Genomic DNA, 18,942 nt, shown 5'->3' with positions numbered 1-18,942 from the left:
CAGCGAAAAAGAGCCGATAACAATCAATTACCCTTTAGAGAGACCGACCATGAGCAGCACGACCGACCACTCGGGCAGTCCGGACTCGTCCGGCTTCTTTTCCAAACAGGCTACCGTCGCACGCGCGGGCTTCTCACGCTGGATGGTTCCGCCCGCTGCACTCGCCGTCCACCTTTGCATTGGCCAGGCCTACGCGTTTTCGGTGTTCAACGGTCCGCTCACGAAAGTCATCGGCATCACACAGTCCGCCCCGGACGACTGGTCGCTCACGACACTCGGCTGGATCTTCTCGCTCGCCATTGTGTTCCTCGGCCTCTCTGCCGCGTTTGCAGGCAAGTGGCTCGAACATGTCGGTCCGCGTCGCACGATGTTCACTGCGGCGTGCTGCTTTGGCGGCGGTTTCATCGTGTCGGCAGCGGGCGTATGGCTGCATCAGATCGCACTGCTCTATCTCGGCTACGGCGTGATCGGCGGCATCGGACTCGGGCTCGGCTATGTGTCGCCGGTGTCGACGCTGATCCGCTGGTTCCCGGACCGTCGCGGCATGGCAACCGGCATGGCGATCATGGGCTTCGGTGGTGGCGCAATGATCGCTGCGCCGCTGTCGGTCGCGCTGATGAACCACTTCAAGAGCGCAACGAGCAACGGCGTCGCCGCGACGTTTGTCGTGCTCGGCATCGCGTACTTCATCTCGATGACGATCGGTGCATTCGCGATCCGCGTTCCGGCAAAGGACTGGAAGCCGGCTGGCTGGACGCCGCCTGAAACGTCGCACAAGATGATCACGCGCAATCACGTGCACATCGACCAGGCGTTGAAGACGCCACAGTTCTATCTGATCTGGCTCGTGCTGTTCCTGAACGTGACGGCGGGCATCGGTATTCTTGGCCAGGCATCGGTGATGATCCAGGAGAGCTTCAAGGAAACGGTCACGGCTGCAGCCGCGGCGGGCTTCGTCGGGCTGCTGTCGCTCTTCAACATGGGTGGCCGCTTCGTGTGGGCGTCGACCTCGGACTTTATCGGTCGCAAGGCTACGTATTTCATCTTCTTCGCGCTCGGCGCCGTGCTGTACTACGCGGTGCCTGGTTTCGCCGCGTCGGGCAACATCGCGCTCTTCGTGCTTGCTTATTGCCTGATCCTGTCGATGTACGGCGGCGGCTTCGCGACCGTCCCCGCGTATCTCGCGGACATGTTCGGCACCGTATTCGTCGGCGGCATTCACGGGCGTCTGCTGACGGCGTGGGCCGCTGCGGGCGTAGCTGGCCCGGTGCTGGTCAACTACATCCGCGCATATGAAGTGGCGCATGGCGTGGCCAGGGCCGACGCGTACACGATGACCGTGCACATCATGACCGTGCTGCTGGTGGTGGGCTTCGTCTGCAACCTGCTCGTCAAGCGCGTCGACGACAAACATCACATGAGCGAAGCGCAGCTCGCCAGCCAGTAAGGAGACTGACATGACCCAATCGAACGCCACGCATCCGACCAGCAAGGGCCAACTGGTCATCTTCTGGGCCTACGTCCTGATTCCCCTCACGTGGGGCGTCGTGAATACGCTGATCCAGGCCATGAAGCTGTTCAGTTAGGCACCCTTTGAAGTTTTCTTACCGAAAAGCCAGGCGTGATGCCTGGCTTTTTTATTTCGAATCTATCCCCGCAGTTCTGCACGAAAAGTCTTAAATATTCTGGCATTTGCAGTTCGACTGCCAAAAATCAACCTCGCCTGACCTTCACCTTGACGCAACACACCGATTTCGAAATAATCACCGAGATCATTTAAGCTTTCGATAGTGTTACAAATTATTCGTGTAACGCTTTGGAACGTTTGTTAGTATTTGCAAACCGTCGGGACATACGAATCCATTTTTATTCGCCGCATCAAGTGCTGTCTATCCTTTAAGGAGGCTCTCTGTATGTGCGTGAGAACGGTTCTACCTACACCCTCATAGCGGGTATGCCGGTTATGTCCAGACCGGCCTGCGATCTCTTGTTACTGTTGCTGGAAGTTTATTCTGCCGCGCCCTCGGCGGAATGGATCTTGTCCGGCCACTAATCAGTCCAGTCAATATGCTTAATGCGTATTCCGGTTTGCGAAAGCAAAGGGATACACACGCCCAACGCAGTTGTCTTTTTTATTGAATATATGAACCTTGCTCAACGATTTATCCGGGTGGCGTTACTTTCAATATTATTTTCCGCTCAGGGCGCGCAAGCTCAGACCGCGGAAGACGCCAACAAGAGTAACAACCCGCTCAATCTTGCTGCATCGTTCAATGTCCAGAACTATTACACGCCGAGCGTTTTCGGCACGAGTGCACACACAAACGATCTTCTGCTGCGTCCTACCGTGCCGGTCGCGCCAGGTCTGATCGGTGTCCCGCAGATCTTCCGCGGCACGCTGCCGATCAGTACCCGCCCTGACCCGACGGGCGGCTATAACACCGGCCTCGGCGACATCAATCTGTTCGACATCTTCCTGCTGAGCCAGGGCGACGCCCAGATCGGCGTCGGGCCGCTGCTGACCATGCCGACCGCCACCGACCCGAGCCTCGGCACGGGCAAATGGCAAGCCGGTCTTGCCGCGGTCGCCGTGAGCGCGACGAAAGCCCGGCTGCTTGGCGCGCTGGTTCAGTGGCAGCACTCGTTCGCCGGCCAGAGCAGCCGGCCGACCACGCAGTCGCTTACCGCGCAGCCCTTCGGCATCTTCAACCTGCCCGGCGGCTGGTATATCCGTTCGACCGGCACGTGGACCTTCGACCTTCAGCACGGCAGCTATTACATTCCGGTCGGCCTCGGCGCCGGCAAGGCATGGAAAGGCGGTTCGACCATCTACAACGCGTTTATCGAACCGCAGTACTCAATCGCCCACTCGGGCGCAGGGGTTCCGCAATTCACGATTTTCGCGGGCCTGAACATGACCTTCGGCAAATAGCCACCGAGCCACCGTATCTCACAGGATGATCGGAACGATGAAATATTCGACTGTCATAAGCGCCGCAGCGCTCGGCTTAAGTCTCACGATGGGCAGCACCGCAAGCGCTCAGGCGCAGGACACGGCCTCTCCGGAAGAAGCACGCGCGATCGCGAAAGACGCGTTCATCTACGCGTATCCGATGCTCTTCAACTACAAGACGATGTACCAGCAGGCCATCGATCCGAAGTCGAAGTCGTACGTCGGTGGCTTCGGCAGGTTCAGGAATTACTCGCATCCCTACGGTCCCGACAACAAGGAAATCGTCACGCCGAATAACGACACCCCGTATTCGTGGGCGTGGCTCGATCTGCGTCGCGAGCCGTGGGTGCTGACGGTGCCCGAAGTGCCGGACAATCGCTACTACGTCTTCCAGTGGATCGACCTGTTCACGTACAACTTCGCGTACGTCGGATCGCGCACGACCGGTAACGGCGCGGGTCATTACCTGCTCGCAGGTCCGGGCTGGAAAGGCGAAACGCCGAAAGGCATCGACAAGGTGCTGCGCCCGGAAACCGACATCATCCTGACGCTGGGGCGCACCGCGCTTGGTGGCCCGAGTGACGTGAAGAATGTGCAGGCGATCCAGGAAGGCTACAGGCTGACACCGCTGTCGTCGTTCGAACACAGCGCGCCGCCACCCGTCGTGCCGAAGCCGACGTTCCCGAAATGGGACGAAGCAAAAGCGACTTCGATCGATTTCATTTCATACCTGAACTTCCTGCAGACGTTCACGCAACCGCCCGCGCCATCCGAAGCGGAACTGCTCCAGCGTTTCGCGAAGATCGGCATCGCACCGGGCAAGCCGTTCGATGCAGCGGCGTTGCCGCCCGAGACGCGCGCGGCAATCGAAGCCGGTGTCGCCGACGGCAAGGCGGCGCTCGCCGATGCCGAAAAGCACACCACGAGTTCGTTCGGCATCTTCGGCACCCGCGAGGACCTGAATGGCGACTACATGAAGCGGGCCGTCGCGGCTGCGATGGGTATCTACGGCAACACGAAGGAAGAGGCGGTATACGTCGGCGCCCACGTGGACGCGGATCATAAACAGCTGGTTGGTTCGCAGCCCTACGTCCTCCATTTCGACAAGAAGGATCTGCCGCCGGCAAAGTTCTTCTGGTCGATGACGATGTACGACCTGCCGGGCCGTCACCTGGTGCCCAATCCGCTCAACCGGTATTCGATTGGCGACCGCACCCAAGGCCTGAAGTACAACGCCGACGGCTCGCTCGACATCTACGTCCAGCACACTTCCCCCGGTGCCGACAGGGAAGCGAACTGGCTGCCCGCTCCGCAAGGTGCTTACGACGTGATCATGCGCATCTACGGCCCCGGTCAGGCAGTGTTCGACGGCACGTGGAAATTTCCCGAGCCGAAAAAGGGATGACGTCGCATGGACGCCGCGGAGCACAACGCGAACCGAAAGGCTGCAACGTGGCTGACCGCCACGGTGCTTGCTTCGATCGCCGCTCCTATTCTGGCGAAACCTCAAACCGGCATGGCCGTGGCGCAGCGCGTCGCCGCGGTGCCGGCGCCGGTGGCGGGTTATTCGGTCAGCGAGGCTTACGTGCGGCTCGTCGCGCGCCAGATCTACGTGTGGGCGTGGCCAATGCTCAGTATGTATAACCGCGTTTCCGTTCTGAAGCAGGTGTCGAAAGCCGGTCGGGCTGGCGGCGTCGTGCCCGTCGCCCCGGTAAATCGCCTGGCGATGCTGCACGACTACGTCGATCCGCACGCGCGCCATGTCGCCTGCCCCGATCAGGATGTCGTGAGCGGGTCGGCGATGCTGGATCTCGACGCGTCGCCGGTGGTGATCCAGGTGCCGGACTTTGGCGAGCGCTTCTGGATTTACCAGCTGGTTGACATGCGCACCGACGGCTTCGCCGCGCTCGGGCAGATGTACGCCACGAAGCCCGGCTTCTATCTCGTCGTCGGGCCGCACTGGCAAGGCACCGCGCCGAAGGGCATCAACAAGGTGCTGCGCGCGACGACGTCGATGGCGGCGTTCATGCCGCGCGTCTTCATGGAAGACACCCATGCCGACCGTGTCGCCCTCCGGTCGGTCATCAACCTGATCGCCGTGTATCCGCTGGCGGACTACGACGGCGCGATGAAAAAGACCGACTGGTCCGCGCTGCCTTCGCTCCCTGCCGTCGTTCCGGCAACCCCGCTGGCAACCGTGTCATCGACCGTCACGTTCGCCATGTCGCAGGGTGAAGACGAAATCCGCTGGGTCATGCCGGAACATTTCCTCGACCAGTTGCCGCTCGTGCTCGACCGCGTGCCACCTCTGCCCGGCGAGGACGCGTTCTATACGCAGGCGCGCGCGTTGCTCCACGCGACGCAACGCGACGCGACATTGAAAGCCGCCGCGCAGGACGAAGCAGTCCAGACGGAAACCGACGTGATCGCACCGGCCATCCGCTTCAGTGCGTACGGCACGAAGCTGGCCGGCAACTGGACCACGCTCGAGAACGGCGCCGCGTTCGGCACCGACTATTACACGCGCATGGCAGCGGCGAAATCGAATATTTTCGTCACCAGGGCGAACGAAGCGCGCTACTTTTATCTGGACGACGATGCATCGGGCGTGCCGTTGAACGGCGCGAACGCTTACGCAATGACTTTTCCCGCGGGCAGAACTCCACCCGTCAAAGGATTCTGGTCACTGACGCTCTATGACGCACGTCACTTCCTTTCGCCGAACATCGAAAAACGCTACTCGCTCGGCACCCGGAACCGGGCGCTGCACTACAACGAGGACGGCTCGCTGACGCTTTACATCCAGTCGACGCCGCCTACCGAAGACAGACAGCCGAACTGGCTTCCCGCTCCCGAGGGAAAGCCTTTCTCGCTGTCGTTGCGGGCCTGGTGGCCACCAGCAGACGTGACGACGGACGGCACGTGGACGCCGCCGCCTGTCACGCGAATCAGTCAGGGTGTAGTCGACATCATCGACATCGTCGATATCAATGACAACGCCAATAGCAAGGAGAAGGAAACTTGAAACGTGTACCGATTGCGGTCATGCTCGTCGCGGTGAGCTGCGCCGTATTTGCACAAAAGCCCCCGGTTTATCCCGCGAAGGGACAAAGCCCCTCACAGCAGGCATCGGACGATAGCGCCTGCTACAGCTGGGCGAAACAGAACACCGGCATCGATCCGGCGGTCGTTGCGCAAACGCCGCCGCCGTCCGGGCCGACAGGCGCGCGGGTCGCTGGCGCGGCGCGCGGCGCGGCGGCGGGTGCAATCGTCGGTGATGTTGCGAATGACAACGCCGGTCACGGCGCGGCTGTCGGCGCTACGGCCGGCGCGCTGGCCGGTGGCGCAAGAAGCCGCCGCCAGCACGCAGCACAGGCGCAGGCGGCGCAGAACACCCAGCAATCAGAGATGACGACCTACTGGCACGCGTACGGCGCGTGCATGCAGGGTCGCGGCTATACGGTCTCGTAACGTTGCCGACACGGAAAGCTCACAGGGAGTCAACCAGGATGAAAAATTTCATTCAACACTTCGGACGGCCGATGCGCCACGCACGACGCTCCGGCGCGACCGTCACGCTCGCCGCCGGGCTCGCGGGCCTCGGCTTCGCGCCGCTGGCTCAGGCAACGGAAGGCGGCGTCGGCCGGCCGATTACAGGCATGCAGGTCACGCCGTACGCCGGCGTCGTGCCACCGACCTCCGACTGGATCGTATCGCTGTCCACGATCTACTACCAGGGCTCGCTCGGCGCGAGCAAGACGCTGCCGGTCGCGGGCACCGTCACCGCGGGTCTGAACTACCAGATCGTGTACACCATGGCGAATGCGGTCAAAACGTGGGGCATCACGGCGGGCGGATGGAACTTCGCGTCGTCGTTCGGTGTACCGGTGCAGTACACGAACGCGTCGTCTTTCCACGGACGTCTGCCTGACGACCACGCCACCCAGTTCGCCGACATCTTCTTTGTGCCGGTCGTTGCGGGTTATCACCTGACGAAGACGGATCACATCGCATTCAGCGTGCAGATGTATGCGCCGACCGGCGCCTATAACACCAGCCGTCTTGCCAACGCCGGCCAGAACACGTGGACGTTCACGCCAACCGTCTCGTACACGAAGCTCTTCCCCGCTCAGGAGATCGAACTGTCGGCGAACTACGGCGTCGAGTTCTACACACCGAACGACAAGACCCACTATCACAACGCGCCGATCAGCGTGCTCGACCTGCTTGCGCTCAAGCGCTTCAACGGCGGCTGGGGCGTCGGCGTGGTCGGCGGCTGGATCCAGCAGCTGGGCGACGACACCGGCGGCATCGCCAGTCTGACGGACGGTGCACGCGGTCACGCGGTCGGTATCGGTCCGATCGTGACGTGGTCCGGCAAGGTCAGCAAGACGCCTGTATCGGCGTCGCTGCGCTGGGTCAATGAGTTTGCGGTGCAGGCGCGCCCGAAGGGGAACGCGGTCCTGCTGTCGGTCAGCGCCACGTTCCAGTAGAGGTGACTCGTGCGCGAACAGCACCTGCACCTGCATCTTCTCTCGCAACACAACGCAGTAACGTAAAAGGAGTAGTCATGAAGTCAACCCTGAAAACCGGTCTGAAACGCACGACGATCAAGGCAGCCATGCTGTTGACGGTGGCCCTGTCTTATCCGGCGTTCGCGCAGAACGCCAGTTCAGACGACGCGCAGAAGGCCGTCGGCGCCGCCGCGCTCGTGCACGTTCAGGCAACCGTCATCGGAATCGACCCCGTGTCGAACAGCGTCTCGCTGCGTGGCCCGCGCGGCAACGTCGCGGTGATCGACGTGGATCCGCAGGTCGGCGACGTGAAGAAGCTGCAGATCGGCGACAAGGTCGACATCGCGTACAGGAACGCGATCCTGCTGGCCGTCGACAAGACGAAGTCGAACGGCATTCGTGAGCGCGTCGAGACGAACGCGGCGTTGCCGGCGTCCGATGGCGTTGTGGCGTCCGCGCGCCGGGTCGAAGTGCTGGCCACCGTGCAGAAGATCGATCGCAAGAAGCGACTCGTGACGCTGCGCGGGCCGGTTCGCACGGAAGTGCTCGAAGTGGGGCCGGACGTGTCGATCGACAAACTGAAGGTCGGCGATACCGTACACGCCGTGTTCGTCTCTGCTGCGGCGGCCGAAGTCATGCGCGGTGGCACCCAGGTGAAGTAAGTGCGATGCCCGGTGCTGCGTCGCCGGGCAGCTGTTCGCCATGTAGAAAGGGGCGCGGTCGACGCGCCCCTGAAGATTCGCCGGTCCGCCGGGCCAGTTGCGGCTTGCCCGTTCGCCGGGTTCCGACGGTCAGTCGACTACGCGGGCCATCGGCCGGACACGGTCCCGCCAGCGCGCCGCAGCAGCCGTTCCCGCGGGCGCGTTCTGCGCCACCGGTTGTGCGCGATGCATGCGCGCCGCGATCGCTTCGCACATCGCGTCGCCGGCCTCGCCGTAAAGGTCATGCATTGCACGCTGCAGCACGCCTGATTCGAACCACACCTTGAAGCGTCGGTGGCAGGTGCGGTAGTCCGGGTAACGGGTAGGCAGCGCGGCCCACGCGGCGCCGCTCGACAGCACCCAGAGCACGCCGTTCAACACCATTCGCGTGTTGCGTGGCGGTCGCCCGCGCGGATCCTTGCGGGCGCGAAACGCGATAAAGAGCGCTTCCACGCTGCTCCATTGCGCGTCGGTCAGGTCGCGGTGCAGTGCCATCTGAACTCCGTATCTGAACAGTTCAATCACAATACCGGTTGCCTCACCGGTGTGACATCTGGCAAATAGAAGAACTGTGGTCTGGCACGCATTAGGTGCGCGCCATGTGCGGCCCGGCGAACATTCGTCCCTTTAGCCGCCCAGGATTCTGCTCAAGTGTCTCAATCCCAGCGGCCGGCTTCCCCCTCAGGCGTGAACGATGCGAACGCCGGATCAGCCGCCCTCTTCCAGCACGAGCAGATTCTCGTGAGAAAAGCCCAGCGCGACAGGCTGGCCACGCTCCGGCAAGCTGCGATTCGGATCGTTGAATACGTCGAGCGAGATGACCGCTTCCTGCACGCGTGCGCGAATCCGCACAACGGCGCCAAGAAAGCTGACGTCCTCGACCGTCGCGGCCAGCGTGTTGCGGCCCGGCGAAGGCGCTTCGAGCACGATTGCCTCGGGCCGCAAGGCGAGCATGCGCTTCTTTCCGGCGTCATCCGGTGCAAGCGTTTGAGTCGTGGTCAGTTCCTGTCCGTCGACGGCCATTCTGCCGCTCGACGGATCCACGACATGTCCCGTCAGGATGTTAAGCGTGCCGACAAACGACGCGACAAAGCGCGTGCGCGGATAGTTATAGATTTCCGACGGCGTACCGACCTGCTCGACACGCCCTTCGTTCATGACGACAATCCGGTCGGAGATCGACAGCGCCTCTTCCTGATCGTGCGTAACGAAAATCGACGTAATACCGAGCTCGCGTTGCAGCGTGCGAATGTCCTGTCGCAGCGAGATACGGATCTTCGCGTCGAGCGCCGACAGCGGTTCGTCGAGCAGCAGCACCTGCGGTTTGCCGGCGAGCGCGCGCGCCAGCGCCACGCGTTGCTGCTGTCCGCCCGACATTTGCCACGGGTAACGGTCAGCGAGATGCGGCAGCTTGATCAGTTGCAGCATTTCGTCGACACGCTTGCGGATCTCCGCGTCAGGCCGTCCCCCGACACGCAGACCAAAGCCGATGTTGTCCGCGACCGTCATGTTCGGAAACAGCGCATACGACTGAAACACCATGCCGACCTTGCGTTGACGTGTGCGCAGATGCGTGACATCGCGTCCATCGAGACGGATCGTGCCGCGCGTCGGACTTTCGAAACCCGCGATCATGCGCAGCACGGTTGTCTTGCCGCAACCGGACGGCCCAAGGAAAGTGATGAATTCGCCGCGATCGATCTGCATATCGAAGTGATGCAGGGCCGTGTTCGATCCGAACGTCTTGTGCAGGTTTGCTATTTCAAGGAATGCCATGACGGGCGCCTTCATTCATCAGGGTTTCTGTGCGGCGAGCGCCGGTCCACGGGGCGCTGTACGCGCGGATCCGAACACCTGGATCAAACCCATCGACGCCCATGTAATGGCAAACGCAATGATCGCGAGCGCCGAAGGCTCATACGCGCGATTCGCACCGATCAACTGCAGATACGGGCCGAACGCCGGCCGGTCGAGCAGACTCGCGATCGTGAATTCACCGATCACCACTGCAAACGTCAGGAACGCGCCCGACAGAATGCCCGAGCGGATATTCGGAAAGATCACCTTGAAGAGGATCGTCGGCCAGTTTGCGCCGAGACATTCGGCGGCTTCCGTCAGCGAGCGCACATCGACGGCGCGCAGACCTGCATCGACCGCGCGATACATGTAAGGCAGCGAGAGCGTCACGTACCCGAATACGAGCAGCACATCGGTCGCACGCTCGTTGCTGGTAAGCGGCAGAATCGAACTGCTGTTGTACATGCGCAGATAACCGAACACGATCACGATTGCCGGAATCACGAGGGGCAGCAGCGTGATGAATTCGACGATCGGCCGCAGCTTTGGCAAACGCAACTGAACCCAGTACGCGGTCGGCACCACCAGCAGAATGCCGACGACAATCGTCAGCAACGCCATCAGGATCGAGTAGCCAAACGAAGCCTGAAAATGCGCATCGGCAAGTACGACGCGATACGCTTCGAAGCTATACGTGCCGCGCTTCATGCGCAGACTGAACTCGAACGTCGCGATCAACGGAATCAGGAAATACAGCGAACCGACGATGATCGCGATCCACGCGCCTGCACGTGACTGGGATTTCATCGACGCCCCCTTTCCGCGCGCGAACGCAGCCAGATATAGCCACCATTCGAAATGCCCGTTACGAGGATCATGCCGAGTGCGAGCGCATAGCCCAGGTTCGGGTTATGCAGCACGTCACCACGTATCTGCGCGTACAACAGGATCGTCACGATGTTGAGCGAACTGCCTGTCAGCGCATACGCAGTCGCCACAGCGCCGAACGAATTCGCAAACAGCAGCAACGCGGCGCCCAGCACGCTCGGCCACAACACCGGCAACGCCACATAGCGCCAGTACTGGAAAGCCGTGCCGCCGAGGCAATCGCAGGCTTCACGCCATTCGCGCTTCAGGCCATCGAGCGCGGGTGTGACGATCAACACCATCAACGGAATCTGGAAGTACAGGTACGTTAGCGTCAACCCCGAAAAGCTCAGGATGCTGAAGCCGGTCGAATACAGATTCAGGCCTGTGTATTTTTTAAGCAGCACAGTCACAAGCCCGACGCGCCCCAGTGTGCAGATAAACGCGAACGCAAGCGGCACGCCGGCAAAGTTCGACGCGACGCCGGAAAACGTCATCAACGTCGGGCGAATCCAGCCGGGTAGCTGGCCATGCACGGCGGCCCACGCGAGCAGCGAACCGATCACCGCACCGCCGAACGCCGATGCGGCGCTGACCTTGAAGCTGATCCAGTACGCGTCGATGACGCCCTGCGAGAAGAGGTCGCGGAAGTTCACCAGCGTGAAATGGCCCTGCGGATCCTGGAACGCACCGACCATCAGAAAGGCGGTTGGCAGGATCAGAAACAGCAGCGCGAACACGAAGAACGGCAGCACGCCGATCCACGTCCACAACGACGCGGACTGTCCCGCGCCCTTCGCGGGCGGCGATGGCGTCAGCGCAAGCGGCGCCTGCAACTCCGGCGGCACAGAGCCAACATTCGGTGGACTGCTCATAGGTCAGGGAACCCTCAGACAAAGAAGCCAGCGCGCGTCGCGATGGCTGCGGCCGCAACTTGACGACGCACTCCGGATGAGCCACAGCCACGGGCGACGCAGACCGCGCGCCGCCCGCTGCTCCCGTCGCCGTGCTGCTAATACTATGACGGCGGGCGCTCGTGTTACTTCACGTTGGCGCCGACTGCGGCATCCCACTGCTTCGAAATCGTCTCCTTGTACGCGTCCTGTTGCTGGAGCGTCGGGAACACGGCGTTCTTATAAAGCGCTGCGGGCGGCAGTTTGTCGAGCAGCGCCTGCGGCACCTTCTTCGCAGCCGTCAGTTCGTTGTAGCGGATCGGATGGCAGTAACCTGTCAGCCAGCCGATCTGGCCTTCGTCCGAGTACAGGTATTCCATCCACAGTTTCGCCGCGTTCGGATGCGGCGCGAATGCGCTGATCGCCTGCACATAGACGCCCGCGACAACGCCCGTCTTCGGCACCACGACCTGCACCTTCGGGTTGCCCTTCAGTGTGTCGCGGTCGGCGAGCGCGTTGTAGTCCCATCGCACAATGATCGGCGTCGTGCCCTGCGCAAGCGATGCGGCCTTGCCGATCACAGGCACGAAGTTGCCGCTTTTGTTCAGATCAGAGAAATACTTGAGACCGGCCTTGTCGGCCTTCGATGCATCGCCCTTCGAAGCCGAAAGGCCCGCTGCATACACGCCCATGATCGCCTGATTCGCCGAGCGCGGATCGCCCGCAAGCGAGACTGCGTTCTTGTACTCTGGCTTCTGCAGATCCGACCAGTCGGCCGGCGCCTTGTCGATCATGTCCGCGTTGATCTCGAAGGCCAGCACGCCGTAGTAATCGCCATACCAGTTGCCGTCAGCGTCCTTGACCGCGTCGGGAATCGACTTCCACGTCGACACCTTGTACGGTTGCAGCAATCCAGCCGCCTTTGCCGTGGGGCCAAACGACAGGCCGACGTCGATTACATCAGGCGCCTGGGGACCCTTGTTGCCCTTGTTCGCCTTGATCGCTTCGAGTTCATCGCCTGAACCCGCATCGGGATTCAGCTCGTTGATCTTGATGCCATATTTGGCCTGAAAGGCCGCGATCATCGGGCCATACCCGCACCAGTCGTGCGGCAGGCCAATCACGGTCAACTGACCTTCCTGCTTTGCGGCCGCGACGAGCGCGTCAGGCGGCGCAGCGGCGGCGCTGTTCATGCAGATTGCCGCGGCAGCGGCGATTGCCGACACCGAAATAAAAGAATGTGCCCAGGTCCGGTTCATGTTTTTTCCACCCTTTGCCGACATTGCTACGTTGGGAAAACTGCTATACGTGTGGGTCTTCGGTGCTGCGTCGCGCCTCTTTTGCGCGTGTCGCGTCTATCCCGCGGCCGGCGCAGCAGCCGCGCCGGCCCGGATGATATCGATGCGATCTGTACAAATTATGTCAACGCCCCATTCAGTCAGTTCGCTCGCGCGCAGCGGTTCGTTGACCGTATAGGCGAGCACGCGCAGACCAGCGGCGTGAATATCCGCAACCAGTCGCGCGTTCAGGTGCCGATGGTCGGCATGCAACGATACGCACTCGAGTTCGCGAACGATGCGTAGCCAGTCTTTGGGCACCGCCTCGAACAACATGCCGCGCGGCAGCTCGGGCACGGCATCGCGCGCGGCGGCAAGTGCTTCGATAGAAAACGACGACAGCAAGGGCTGTGTCTGCGTACGCCAGAGATCCAGTGCGGCGCGCGCGACGAGATGTCCCGTTTCCACTTCCCGGCCTGGGCACGGCTTGATTTCTATATTAGCGGCGAGGGTGTCGCGCGCACAACGCTCGGCCGCTTCGGCAAGCGTGGGAAGGCGAACACCCGAAAATTGCGGATTGAACCACGCGCCCGCGTCGAGGTGTGCAAGTTCCTGCCAGGTGCGGTCGACAGCCGGACCGAAGCCGTTCGTGGTGCGCTCCAGCGTATCGTCGTGGAGCAGATAGATTTCGTCGTCGGCAGACAGCTTTGCGTCGAACTCGACCATGCGATAACCGTAGCGCACGCATGCGTCGAACCCGGCAAGCGTGTTTTCAGGCGCCAGCGTGCCACCACAGCGATGGGCAACCAGCGGCGGATATGGCCAGCTCGAAGAACCAGCGCGATCGTTCGAATTTCCCAAGTCTCTCTACCTTCGTCTACCTTCGCCTACATTCGATCCACCAGCCGCGCCGGCACTCAGACATGCGACATGTTCCGGGTTCGGAGCAAGGCTAGGAGCAATTACACGAATTTGCAAGCTGACAAAAAAATGCAATATTGGTCGGGTAAAACCGGTTGATAATCGAGCGCGCGGATGCCCGCTCACCTTTCCAGACGCGCTTTAAACGTCGTGGCTAAAGGCGTCTGGACAGATTCTATCGCCGGGGAACAGCATGTGGCAGGAAGACCGACATCAGCGCATTCGCGCACTGCTCTCGACGCTGCAACGGGTATCGACCGAACGCATCATGGCCGATCTCGGTGTCTCGCGGGAGACTGTGCGGCGCGATCTGCTCGATCTCGAAGCGCTCGGCGAGCTAAGGCGCGTGCACGGCGGCGCGATCAAGCCTGCGGACGAAGCACCGATCGCCGAACGCGCCCAGACGCACGTCAAGTCGAAGACGGCTATCGCTCGGGCGGCCACGGGCATCATCAGCAGCGGGCAGACGCTCTTTATCGATGCCGGCACAACCACCGCGCTCCTCGCCGAAGAACTGGCCAAGCTCGCCAATCTTACGATCATTACCAATTCGATCGATGTCGCGCTCAAACTGCGCGGCGCGACTGAATCAGGCGAAAGTGCGAATGAAGTCATCCTGCTAGGTGGCACGCTTAGCGAGCGAGCGCTGGCAACCATCGGCGGCACGACGATCGCGGAAATCCAGCGATACCGCGCCGATGTTGCATTGCTGTCGCCGGTGGGCATCGACCATCGCAGCGGCGCAACCAACTTTGATCATGCCGAAACGGAAGTGGCGCGCGCGATGGTCGGCAACGCGGACCGCGTGGTAATTCTCGCGGACTACAGCAAGATCGGGCAGCGCAGCCGCATCGCGTATTGCCCCGTCAACCGTATCGATCTCTTGATCACGAATCGCAAGGCCGCCGAGGCGGCGGGGTTTTCCGCGCTGAAAAAGAAGCTGGAGCAGGTGATGCTGGCGTAGGCGCCCGACTCGCGCGGCCTCACTCGGCGGCAACGTGGATCGCATCGAGCGTGCGCTTGCGAAGTCTTGTATCGTGCAACGCGCCGGCTGCATCCAGCACCGGATACGCCGTCGAACAGAACAGCGAGTTCAGGCGTTTCATGTCGCTGATCATGTCCAGATGCAGCGCGCTGGTCTCGATGCTGCGCACCGTCTGGCCCGAAAGACGGTCGAGATGCTTATAGGAATAGGCACGTTCAAGATCGCGAAAACGCTCCTTCTCTGACAACAGCAACTCCGCGCAGCGCAAGTCGCTGTTCAGGAACACAGACAGCCCGAGTTGCAGGTTGCTGACAAGCCGCCCATGCAGGTCTTCCAGTTCGCCCAGCCCTTCCTCAGAAAACGCAAGACGGTGCGAGATTTTCTTCTCTTCGATATCCGCAACGATCCGTTCAATGATGTCGCCGGCGTGCTCCAGATTGATCGTTAGCGAAATGATGTCGGTCCAGCGGCGGCTGTCGGTCTCGTCGAGCTGCTCGCGTGAAATGCGCGAGAGGTAGTCCTTGACGGCTGCGTAGAGAAAATCGACGTCGTCGTCCATGCGTGCGGTGTCGCGCGCCTTCTGCAAGTCGTTGCGATGGATGAGATCGGCGACATTGTCGAGCATCGTGCGGACGATATCGCCGATACGCAGCACTTCGCGGGCCGCGTTTGCCAGCGCGAGCGTCGGTGTGGGCAGCGCTGCAGGATCAAGGTGAAGCGCACGCAGTTCCCCGTTCGGATCAGGCCGGTCTGGCAACACGCGGCAACAGAAGCGAGCGACTGGATCGATCAGCGGCACGCAGGCCAGACAGCGCAGCGTGTTGTAGATCAGGTGAAACCCGACCACAGCTTCACGCGGCAAGCTGATTAACATAGGCAAACCTGCTGCGAGCACCGAAGTGAACGGCAGGATCAGTAACGCGCCAGCCAGCTTGAACGCGAGGCTGCCAAGCGCGAGCCGGCGCGCGGCGGCGTTCTGTGCAACCGTGCCCGTGAGCGCAAGAAGCCCGCTCCCGAGGTTCGCGCCGATCACGAGACACAGCGCCACCTTCAGCGAAATGACGCCCGACGATGCCAACGTCGCAGTCAGCAACACCGCCGCCAGGCTCGAGTATGAAATCATCGCGAAGGCTGCGCCGACGAGCGCGTCGAGCAGCGTATCGCCGGTGAGCGCGCCGAACATGACCCGCACGCCGGCGCCATGCATCATCGGCTGCACGGCTTCGACAATCAGATGAAGCGCGAGCAGGATGAGGCCGAGACCGATCGCGGTGCGGCCAATCTGCCCGGCGCGCGTCTGCTTGCGCGTCAGGAAAAGCGGCACGCCGACGAGGACGAGAATGGGGGATAACCACGAGAGATCGAGCGTCAGGATCCGCGCCATCAACGCAGTGCCGACATCGGCGCCGAGCATGATCGCGAGACCGCTGGTCAGCGGCAGCAGCCCTTGAGCCGCAAAGGACGTCACGATGACGGCCGTTGCGTTGCTGCTCTGCACGAGGCTCGTGACCGCGACGCCGGCCCCGAACGCCCTGAACCGGCCGTTGGTGCTGCGGCCAAGCACGCGCCGCAGGTCCGCGCCCAGCACCCGCAGGATGCCCGTGCGCACGATGTGCGAGCCCCAGACCAGCAACGCCACACCCGACAACAGGTTAAGGAGAATCAGCATAAGGCAGTACGATACTCAGGCAGTGCGACGCGAGAACGGCTCCGGTCATGAGCCCTGCCTCCCGCGCAAGCGCGCCGGGCGCAGCGCTCATAGCTGCTAGTGTTGCACAATTTTGCCTTTTTGCGATTTTGTGTATTTAAAACCACGCCCTGCCCACTCGATCGACGGCCACGGTCGAGGCAGTGATCGAAGCTGCTGTTCGCATTCTGGAAACGGAAGGCTTCGAGGGCTACACGCGTCGGCCTCGCCGCTTGCGCACGCCAAAGACACGGACCGCTAATGAGGCATCATGGCGATTCATCGCCGCAAGTCCGGCGCAACAGACAGACATCGCAATGAACCCGGAACACCTGGAACTTCTCGTCACCCGCGTGATGCCCTATGGCAAATACAAAGGCCGGCTGATCGCGGATCTGCCCGGCCCTTACCTCAACTGGTATGCGAACAAAGGGTTTCCGCGGGGCGAGATTGGCCAGTTGCTGGCGCTAATGCAGGAAATCGATCACAACGGCCTTTCTTCGCTGCTGGAGCCGTTGCGCCGGCGTCACGCGAGCGGCCGTGAATCGCGCGGTGGCTGATGGGGACCTGGCACGCCGGCGTATGGACGTCAGGCAAAGTATTCCGCTTCATACAGCAGCTTTCCGGCCGCGTCTTTGGGCGCAAGCACCGGATCGAACTCGATCGGCCAGTCGATATTGATTTCCGGATCGCACCACAGGAGGCTGCGTTCGTGTTCGGGAAACCACACGTCAGTCGTCTTGTAGACGAACTCCGCCGTCTCCGATAACACAACAAAGCCATGTGCAAACCCGGGCGGCACCCACATCTGCCGACGGTTTTCCGCACTGAGATGCGCACCCGTCCATTTTCCGAAGGTCGGTGAACTGAGGCGAATATCCACCGCCACGTCGAATACTTCGCCAGCGATCACGCGGACGAGTTTTCCCTGCGGATGCTGGATCTGATAATGCAAACCGCGCAGCACGCCGCGTGCCGAGCGCGAATGATTGTCCTGCACGAACTCGACGCCACTGGCGACGTTCTCCGCAAAGTCGCTGGCGTTAAAGCTCTCGAAGAAAAATCCACGCGCATCACCGAACACATTCGGCTCGATCACCTTGACTTCGGCAAGCGCAGTGGGGATCACCTTGATAGCCATGCCGACCTCTCCATTCAAAGGTACTGGATTAACATTCCGCTGAGATTCCTCATATCGCGCGCAATACGTGATGCGTTCCGTTCGCTTGAGCACTTTCGCCGCGCCGTTACGCACTTTTCGCGTAATGGGTTTCCACCCATTTGCGGTAATCGCCTGACGCTACCTCGCCGACCCAGTGCGGGTGATCGAGATACCACTGCACCGTCTTCGCGAGGCCGCTTGCAAACGTCTCGGCTGGCCTCCAGCCGATTTCGCGTTCCAGCTTGCGCGCGTCGATTGCATAGCGCCGGTCGTGACCCGGCCTGTCCGGCACCCATGCGATCTGGTCCTTGTAAGAGCCGGTGCGTTTTGGCCTGAGCTCGTCGAGCAGATCGCACAGCGTACGCACGACCTCGATGTTCGTTACTTCGTTCCATCCACCGATGTTGTACGTTTCGCCCGGATGCCCCTTCGACAGAATCGCTCGAATCGCGCTGCAATGGTCGCCGACGTAGAGCCAGTCGCGGACGTTCTTCCCGTCACCGTAGACGGGCAGCGGATCGCCAGCCAGCGCCCGCGTGATCATCAACGGGACCAGCTTTTCCGGGAACTGGAACGGTCCGTAGTTGTTGGAACAATGGGTCGTGAGCGTGGGGAGTCCATAGGTGTGGTGCCACGCACGCACCAGATGATCCGAGCTGGCCTTTGAGGCCGAATAAGGACTATTGGGCGCATACAGGGACCGCTCCGAAAACGGCGTGTCGCCGGCGTCGAGCGAGCCGAAAACTTCGTCCGTCGATACATGCAAAAAGCGGAACGTGCTCTTTTCGCCGTCCGGCAACGTGCTCCAGTAGTGGCGCGCCGCTTCGAGCAAGGTGAACGTGCCCATCATATTGGTCTGCACAAAGTCTGCGGGTCCGTGAATCGACCTGTCCACGTGGCTTTCTGCCGCGAAATGCAGGATTGCGCGTGGCTGGTATTCGGCGAGCAGTACATCCATCGTCTCCCGATCGCAGATGTCGGCACGCACGAAGATATGGCTGAGATCACCATGTAACGACCTGAGCGTGCCCAGGTTGCCGGCATACGTGAGCTTGTCGACATTAACGACAGCTTCGTCCACGCCGTCCAGCCAGCCGATTACAAAGTTTGCGCCGATGAAGCCGGCTCCGCCCGTCACGAGAATCATGAAATTCCCCTTAAGCCTGTGGTGAGCCTCAAAAGAAA

At 61.5% G+C, this 18,942-nt stretch carries 19 protein-coding genes; 10 read left to right on the top strand and 9 right to left on the bottom strand.

Features of this window, described 5'->3' with window-relative positions:
* Positions 1-49: 49 nt before the first annotated feature.
* The 8 genes from P3T16_RS16805 to P3T16_RS16770 all read left to right on the top strand — a co-directional run bounded on the left by P3T16_RS16805 (position 50) and on the right by P3T16_RS16770 (position 8,129).
* Positions 50-1,447, top strand: a complete 1,398-nt coding sequence (locus tag P3T16_RS16805; RefSeq protein ID WP_429343121.1) for an L-lactate MFS transporter — start codon at positions 50-52, stop codon at positions 1,445-1,447.
* Positions 1,448-1,457: 10 nt separating this feature from the next.
* Positions 1,458-1,586, top strand: a complete 129-nt coding sequence (locus P3T16_RS16800) for an MFS transporter small subunit (protein WP_429258424.1) — start codon at positions 1,458-1,460, stop codon at positions 1,584-1,586.
* A gap of 584 nt (positions 1,587-2,170) precedes the next feature.
* Positions 2,171-2,932, top strand: a complete 762-nt coding sequence (locus tag P3T16_RS16795) for a hypothetical protein (protein ID WP_429343120.1) — start codon at positions 2,171-2,173, stop codon at positions 2,930-2,932.
* Between the two features lie 37 nt (positions 2,933-2,969).
* Positions 2,970-4,358, top strand: coding sequence for a DUF1254 domain-containing protein (locus P3T16_RS16790; RefSeq protein WP_429343119.1), 1,389 nt, complete (start codon positions 2,970-2,972; stop codon positions 4,356-4,358).
* A 6-nt stretch (positions 4,359-4,364) separates the two neighbouring features.
* Positions 4,365-5,978 (top strand): DUF1214 domain-containing protein, encoded by a 1,614-nt coding sequence (locus P3T16_RS16785; protein WP_429343118.1) that lies wholly within the window; start codon positions 4,365-4,367, stop codon positions 5,976-5,978.
* A complete protein-coding gene (locus P3T16_RS16780; RefSeq protein WP_429343117.1) occupies positions 5,975-6,424 on the top strand; it encodes a YMGG-like glycine zipper-containing protein in 450 nt (149 codons plus the stop codon). Before P3T16_RS16785 ends, P3T16_RS16780 begins: the two co-directional genes overlap by 4 nt.
* Positions 6,425-6,462: 38 nt before the next feature.
* Positions 6,463-7,446 carry a SphA family protein gene (locus P3T16_RS16775; RefSeq protein ID WP_429343116.1) on the top strand — a complete coding sequence of 328 codons (984 nt, stop codon included), beginning with the start codon at positions 6,463-6,465 and terminating at the stop codon, positions 7,444-7,446.
* Between the two features lie 77 nt (positions 7,447-7,523).
* Positions 7,524-8,129, top strand: coding sequence for a hypothetical protein (locus P3T16_RS16770; protein ID WP_429343115.1), 606 nt, complete (start codon positions 7,524-7,526; stop codon positions 8,127-8,129).
* 129 nt (positions 8,130-8,258) lie between these two features.
* Here the strand turns inward: P3T16_RS16770 and P3T16_RS16765 are convergent, their stop codons facing one another.
* The 6 genes from P3T16_RS16765 to ugpQ form a co-directional block, all read right to left on the bottom strand.
* Positions 8,259-8,663 carry a transposase gene (locus tag P3T16_RS16765; protein WP_429343114.1) on the bottom strand — a complete coding sequence of 135 codons (405 nt, stop codon included), beginning with the start codon at positions 8,661-8,663 and terminating at the stop codon, positions 8,259-8,261.
* A gap of 213 nt (positions 8,664-8,876) precedes the next feature.
* Complete coding sequence (locus tag P3T16_RS16760) at positions 8,877-9,944, bottom strand: ABC transporter ATP-binding protein (RefSeq protein WP_429343113.1); 1,068 nt, start codon at positions 9,942-9,944, stop codon at positions 8,877-8,879.
* Positions 9,945-9,962: 18 nt separating this feature from the next.
* The gene (locus P3T16_RS16755; RefSeq protein ID WP_429258433.1) at positions 9,963-10,772 is read right to left on the bottom strand and encodes an ABC transporter permease; all 810 of its coding nucleotides are present in this window, start codon (positions 10,770-10,772) and stop codon (positions 9,963-9,965) included.
* Positions 10,769-11,707, bottom strand: coding sequence for an ABC transporter permease (locus tag P3T16_RS16750; protein ID WP_429258434.1), 939 nt, complete (start codon positions 11,705-11,707; stop codon positions 10,769-10,771). Before P3T16_RS16750 ends, P3T16_RS16755 begins: the two co-directional genes overlap by 4 nt.
* Positions 11,708-11,871: 164 nt before the next feature.
* Positions 11,872-12,984, bottom strand: coding sequence for an ABC transporter substrate-binding protein (locus P3T16_RS16745; RefSeq protein WP_429343112.1), 1,113 nt, complete (start codon positions 12,982-12,984; stop codon positions 11,872-11,874).
* 96 nt (positions 12,985-13,080) lie between these two features.
* Positions 13,081-13,863: a glycerophosphodiester phosphodiesterase gene (ugpQ, locus tag P3T16_RS16740; RefSeq protein WP_429343111.1), complete on the bottom strand. Its 783-nt coding sequence runs from the start codon at positions 13,861-13,863 to the stop codon at positions 13,081-13,083.
* A gap of 253 nt (positions 13,864-14,116) precedes the next feature.
* Between ugpQ and P3T16_RS16735 the strand changes: the two genes are divergently transcribed.
* Positions 14,117-14,887 (top strand): DeoR/GlpR family DNA-binding transcription regulator, encoded by a 771-nt coding sequence (locus P3T16_RS16735; RefSeq protein WP_429258437.1) that lies wholly within the window; start codon positions 14,117-14,119, stop codon positions 14,885-14,887.
* A gap of 19 nt (positions 14,888-14,906) precedes the next feature.
* Here the strand turns inward: P3T16_RS16735 and P3T16_RS16730 are convergent, their stop codons facing one another.
* Positions 14,907-16,577 (bottom strand): Na/Pi cotransporter family protein, encoded by a 1,671-nt coding sequence (locus P3T16_RS16730; RefSeq protein ID WP_429343110.1) that lies wholly within the window; start codon positions 16,575-16,577, stop codon positions 14,907-14,909.
* A 335-nt stretch (positions 16,578-16,912) separates the two neighbouring features.
* On the opposite strand from P3T16_RS16730, the gene P3T16_RS16725 reads away from it, so the two are divergent.
* Complete coding sequence (locus tag P3T16_RS16725) at positions 16,913-17,155, top strand: DUF3820 family protein (RefSeq protein WP_429258439.1); 243 nt, start codon at positions 16,913-16,915, stop codon at positions 17,153-17,155.
* Positions 17,156-17,184: 29 nt separating this feature from the next.
* Here P3T16_RS16725 and rfbC read toward each other — a convergent pair whose 3' ends face one another.
* Together rfbC and rfbB are read right to left on the bottom strand one after the other, a co-directional pair.
* A complete protein-coding gene (rfbC, locus tag P3T16_RS16720) occupies positions 17,185-17,736 on the bottom strand; it encodes a dTDP-4-dehydrorhamnose 3,5-epimerase (RefSeq protein ID WP_429258440.1) in 552 nt (183 codons plus the stop codon).
* A gap of 106 nt (positions 17,737-17,842) precedes the next feature.
* Positions 17,843-18,904 (bottom strand): dTDP-glucose 4,6-dehydratase, encoded by a 1,062-nt coding sequence (gene rfbB, locus P3T16_RS16715; RefSeq protein ID WP_429343109.1) that lies wholly within the window; start codon positions 18,902-18,904, stop codon positions 17,843-17,845.
* Between the last annotated feature and the right edge of the window lie 38 nt (positions 18,905-18,942).

The organism is Paraburkholderia sp. GAS42, from assembly GCF_050436565.1.
In the GTDB taxonomy this organism is placed as follows: Bacteria; Pseudomonadota; Gammaproteobacteria; order Burkholderiales; family Burkholderiaceae; genus Paraburkholderia.
The sequence above is the reverse complement of the archived record's forward strand: the minus strand, read 5'-3'. Positions and strand labels throughout refer to the sequence as shown.

Coding starts and splice junctions, on each gene's coding strand:
- P3T16_RS16805 (WP_429343121.1), top strand. CDS start 50: ATGAGCAGCACGACCGACCACTCGGGCAGTCCGGACTCGTCCGGCTTC.
- P3T16_RS16800 (WP_429258424.1), top strand. CDS start 1,458: ATGACCCAATCGAACGCCACGCATCCGACCAGCAAGGGCCAACTGGTC.
- P3T16_RS16790 (WP_429343119.1), top strand. CDS start 2,970: ATGAAATATTCGACTGTCATAAGCGCCGCAGCGCTCGGCTTAAGTCTC.
- P3T16_RS16785 (WP_429343118.1), top strand. CDS start 4,365: ATGGACGCCGCGGAGCACAACGCGAACCGAAAGGCTGCAACGTGGCTG.
- P3T16_RS16775 (WP_429343116.1), top strand. CDS start 6,463: ATGAAAAATTTCATTCAACACTTCGGACGGCCGATGCGCCACGCACGA.
- P3T16_RS16770 (WP_429343115.1), top strand. CDS start 7,524: ATGAAGTCAACCCTGAAAACCGGTCTGAAACGCACGACGATCAAGGCA.
- P3T16_RS16765 (WP_429343114.1), bottom strand. CDS start 8,663: ATGGCACTGCACCGCGACCTGACCGACGCGCAATGGAGCAGCGTGGAA.
- P3T16_RS16760 (WP_429343113.1), bottom strand. CDS start 9,944: ATGGCATTCCTTGAAATAGCAAACCTGCACAAGACGTTCGGATCGAAC.
- P3T16_RS16755 (WP_429258433.1), bottom strand. CDS start 10,772: ATGAAATCCCAGTCACGTGCAGGCGCGTGGATCGCGATCATCGTCGGT.
- P3T16_RS16750 (WP_429258434.1), bottom strand. CDS start 11,707: ATGAGCAGTCCACCGAATGTTGGCTCTGTGCCGCCGGAGTTGCAGGCG.
- P3T16_RS16745 (WP_429343112.1), bottom strand. CDS start 12,984: ATGAACCGGACCTGGGCACATTCTTTTATTTCGGTGTCGGCAATCGCC.
- P3T16_RS16735 (WP_429258437.1), top strand. CDS start 14,117: ATGTGGCAGGAAGACCGACATCAGCGCATTCGCGCACTGCTCTCGACG.
- P3T16_RS16730 (WP_429343110.1), bottom strand. CDS start 16,577: ATGCTGATTCTCCTTAACCTGTTGTCGGGTGTGGCGTTGCTGGTCTGG.
- P3T16_RS16725 (WP_429258439.1), top strand. CDS start 16,913: ATGAACCCGGAACACCTGGAACTTCTCGTCACCCGCGTGATGCCCTAT.
- rfbC (WP_429258440.1), bottom strand. CDS start 17,736: ATGGCTATCAAGGTGATCCCCACTGCGCTTGCCGAAGTCAAGGTGATC.
- rfbB (WP_429343109.1), bottom strand. CDS start 18,904: ATGATTCTCGTGACGGGCGGAGCCGGCTTCATCGGCGCAAACTTTGTA.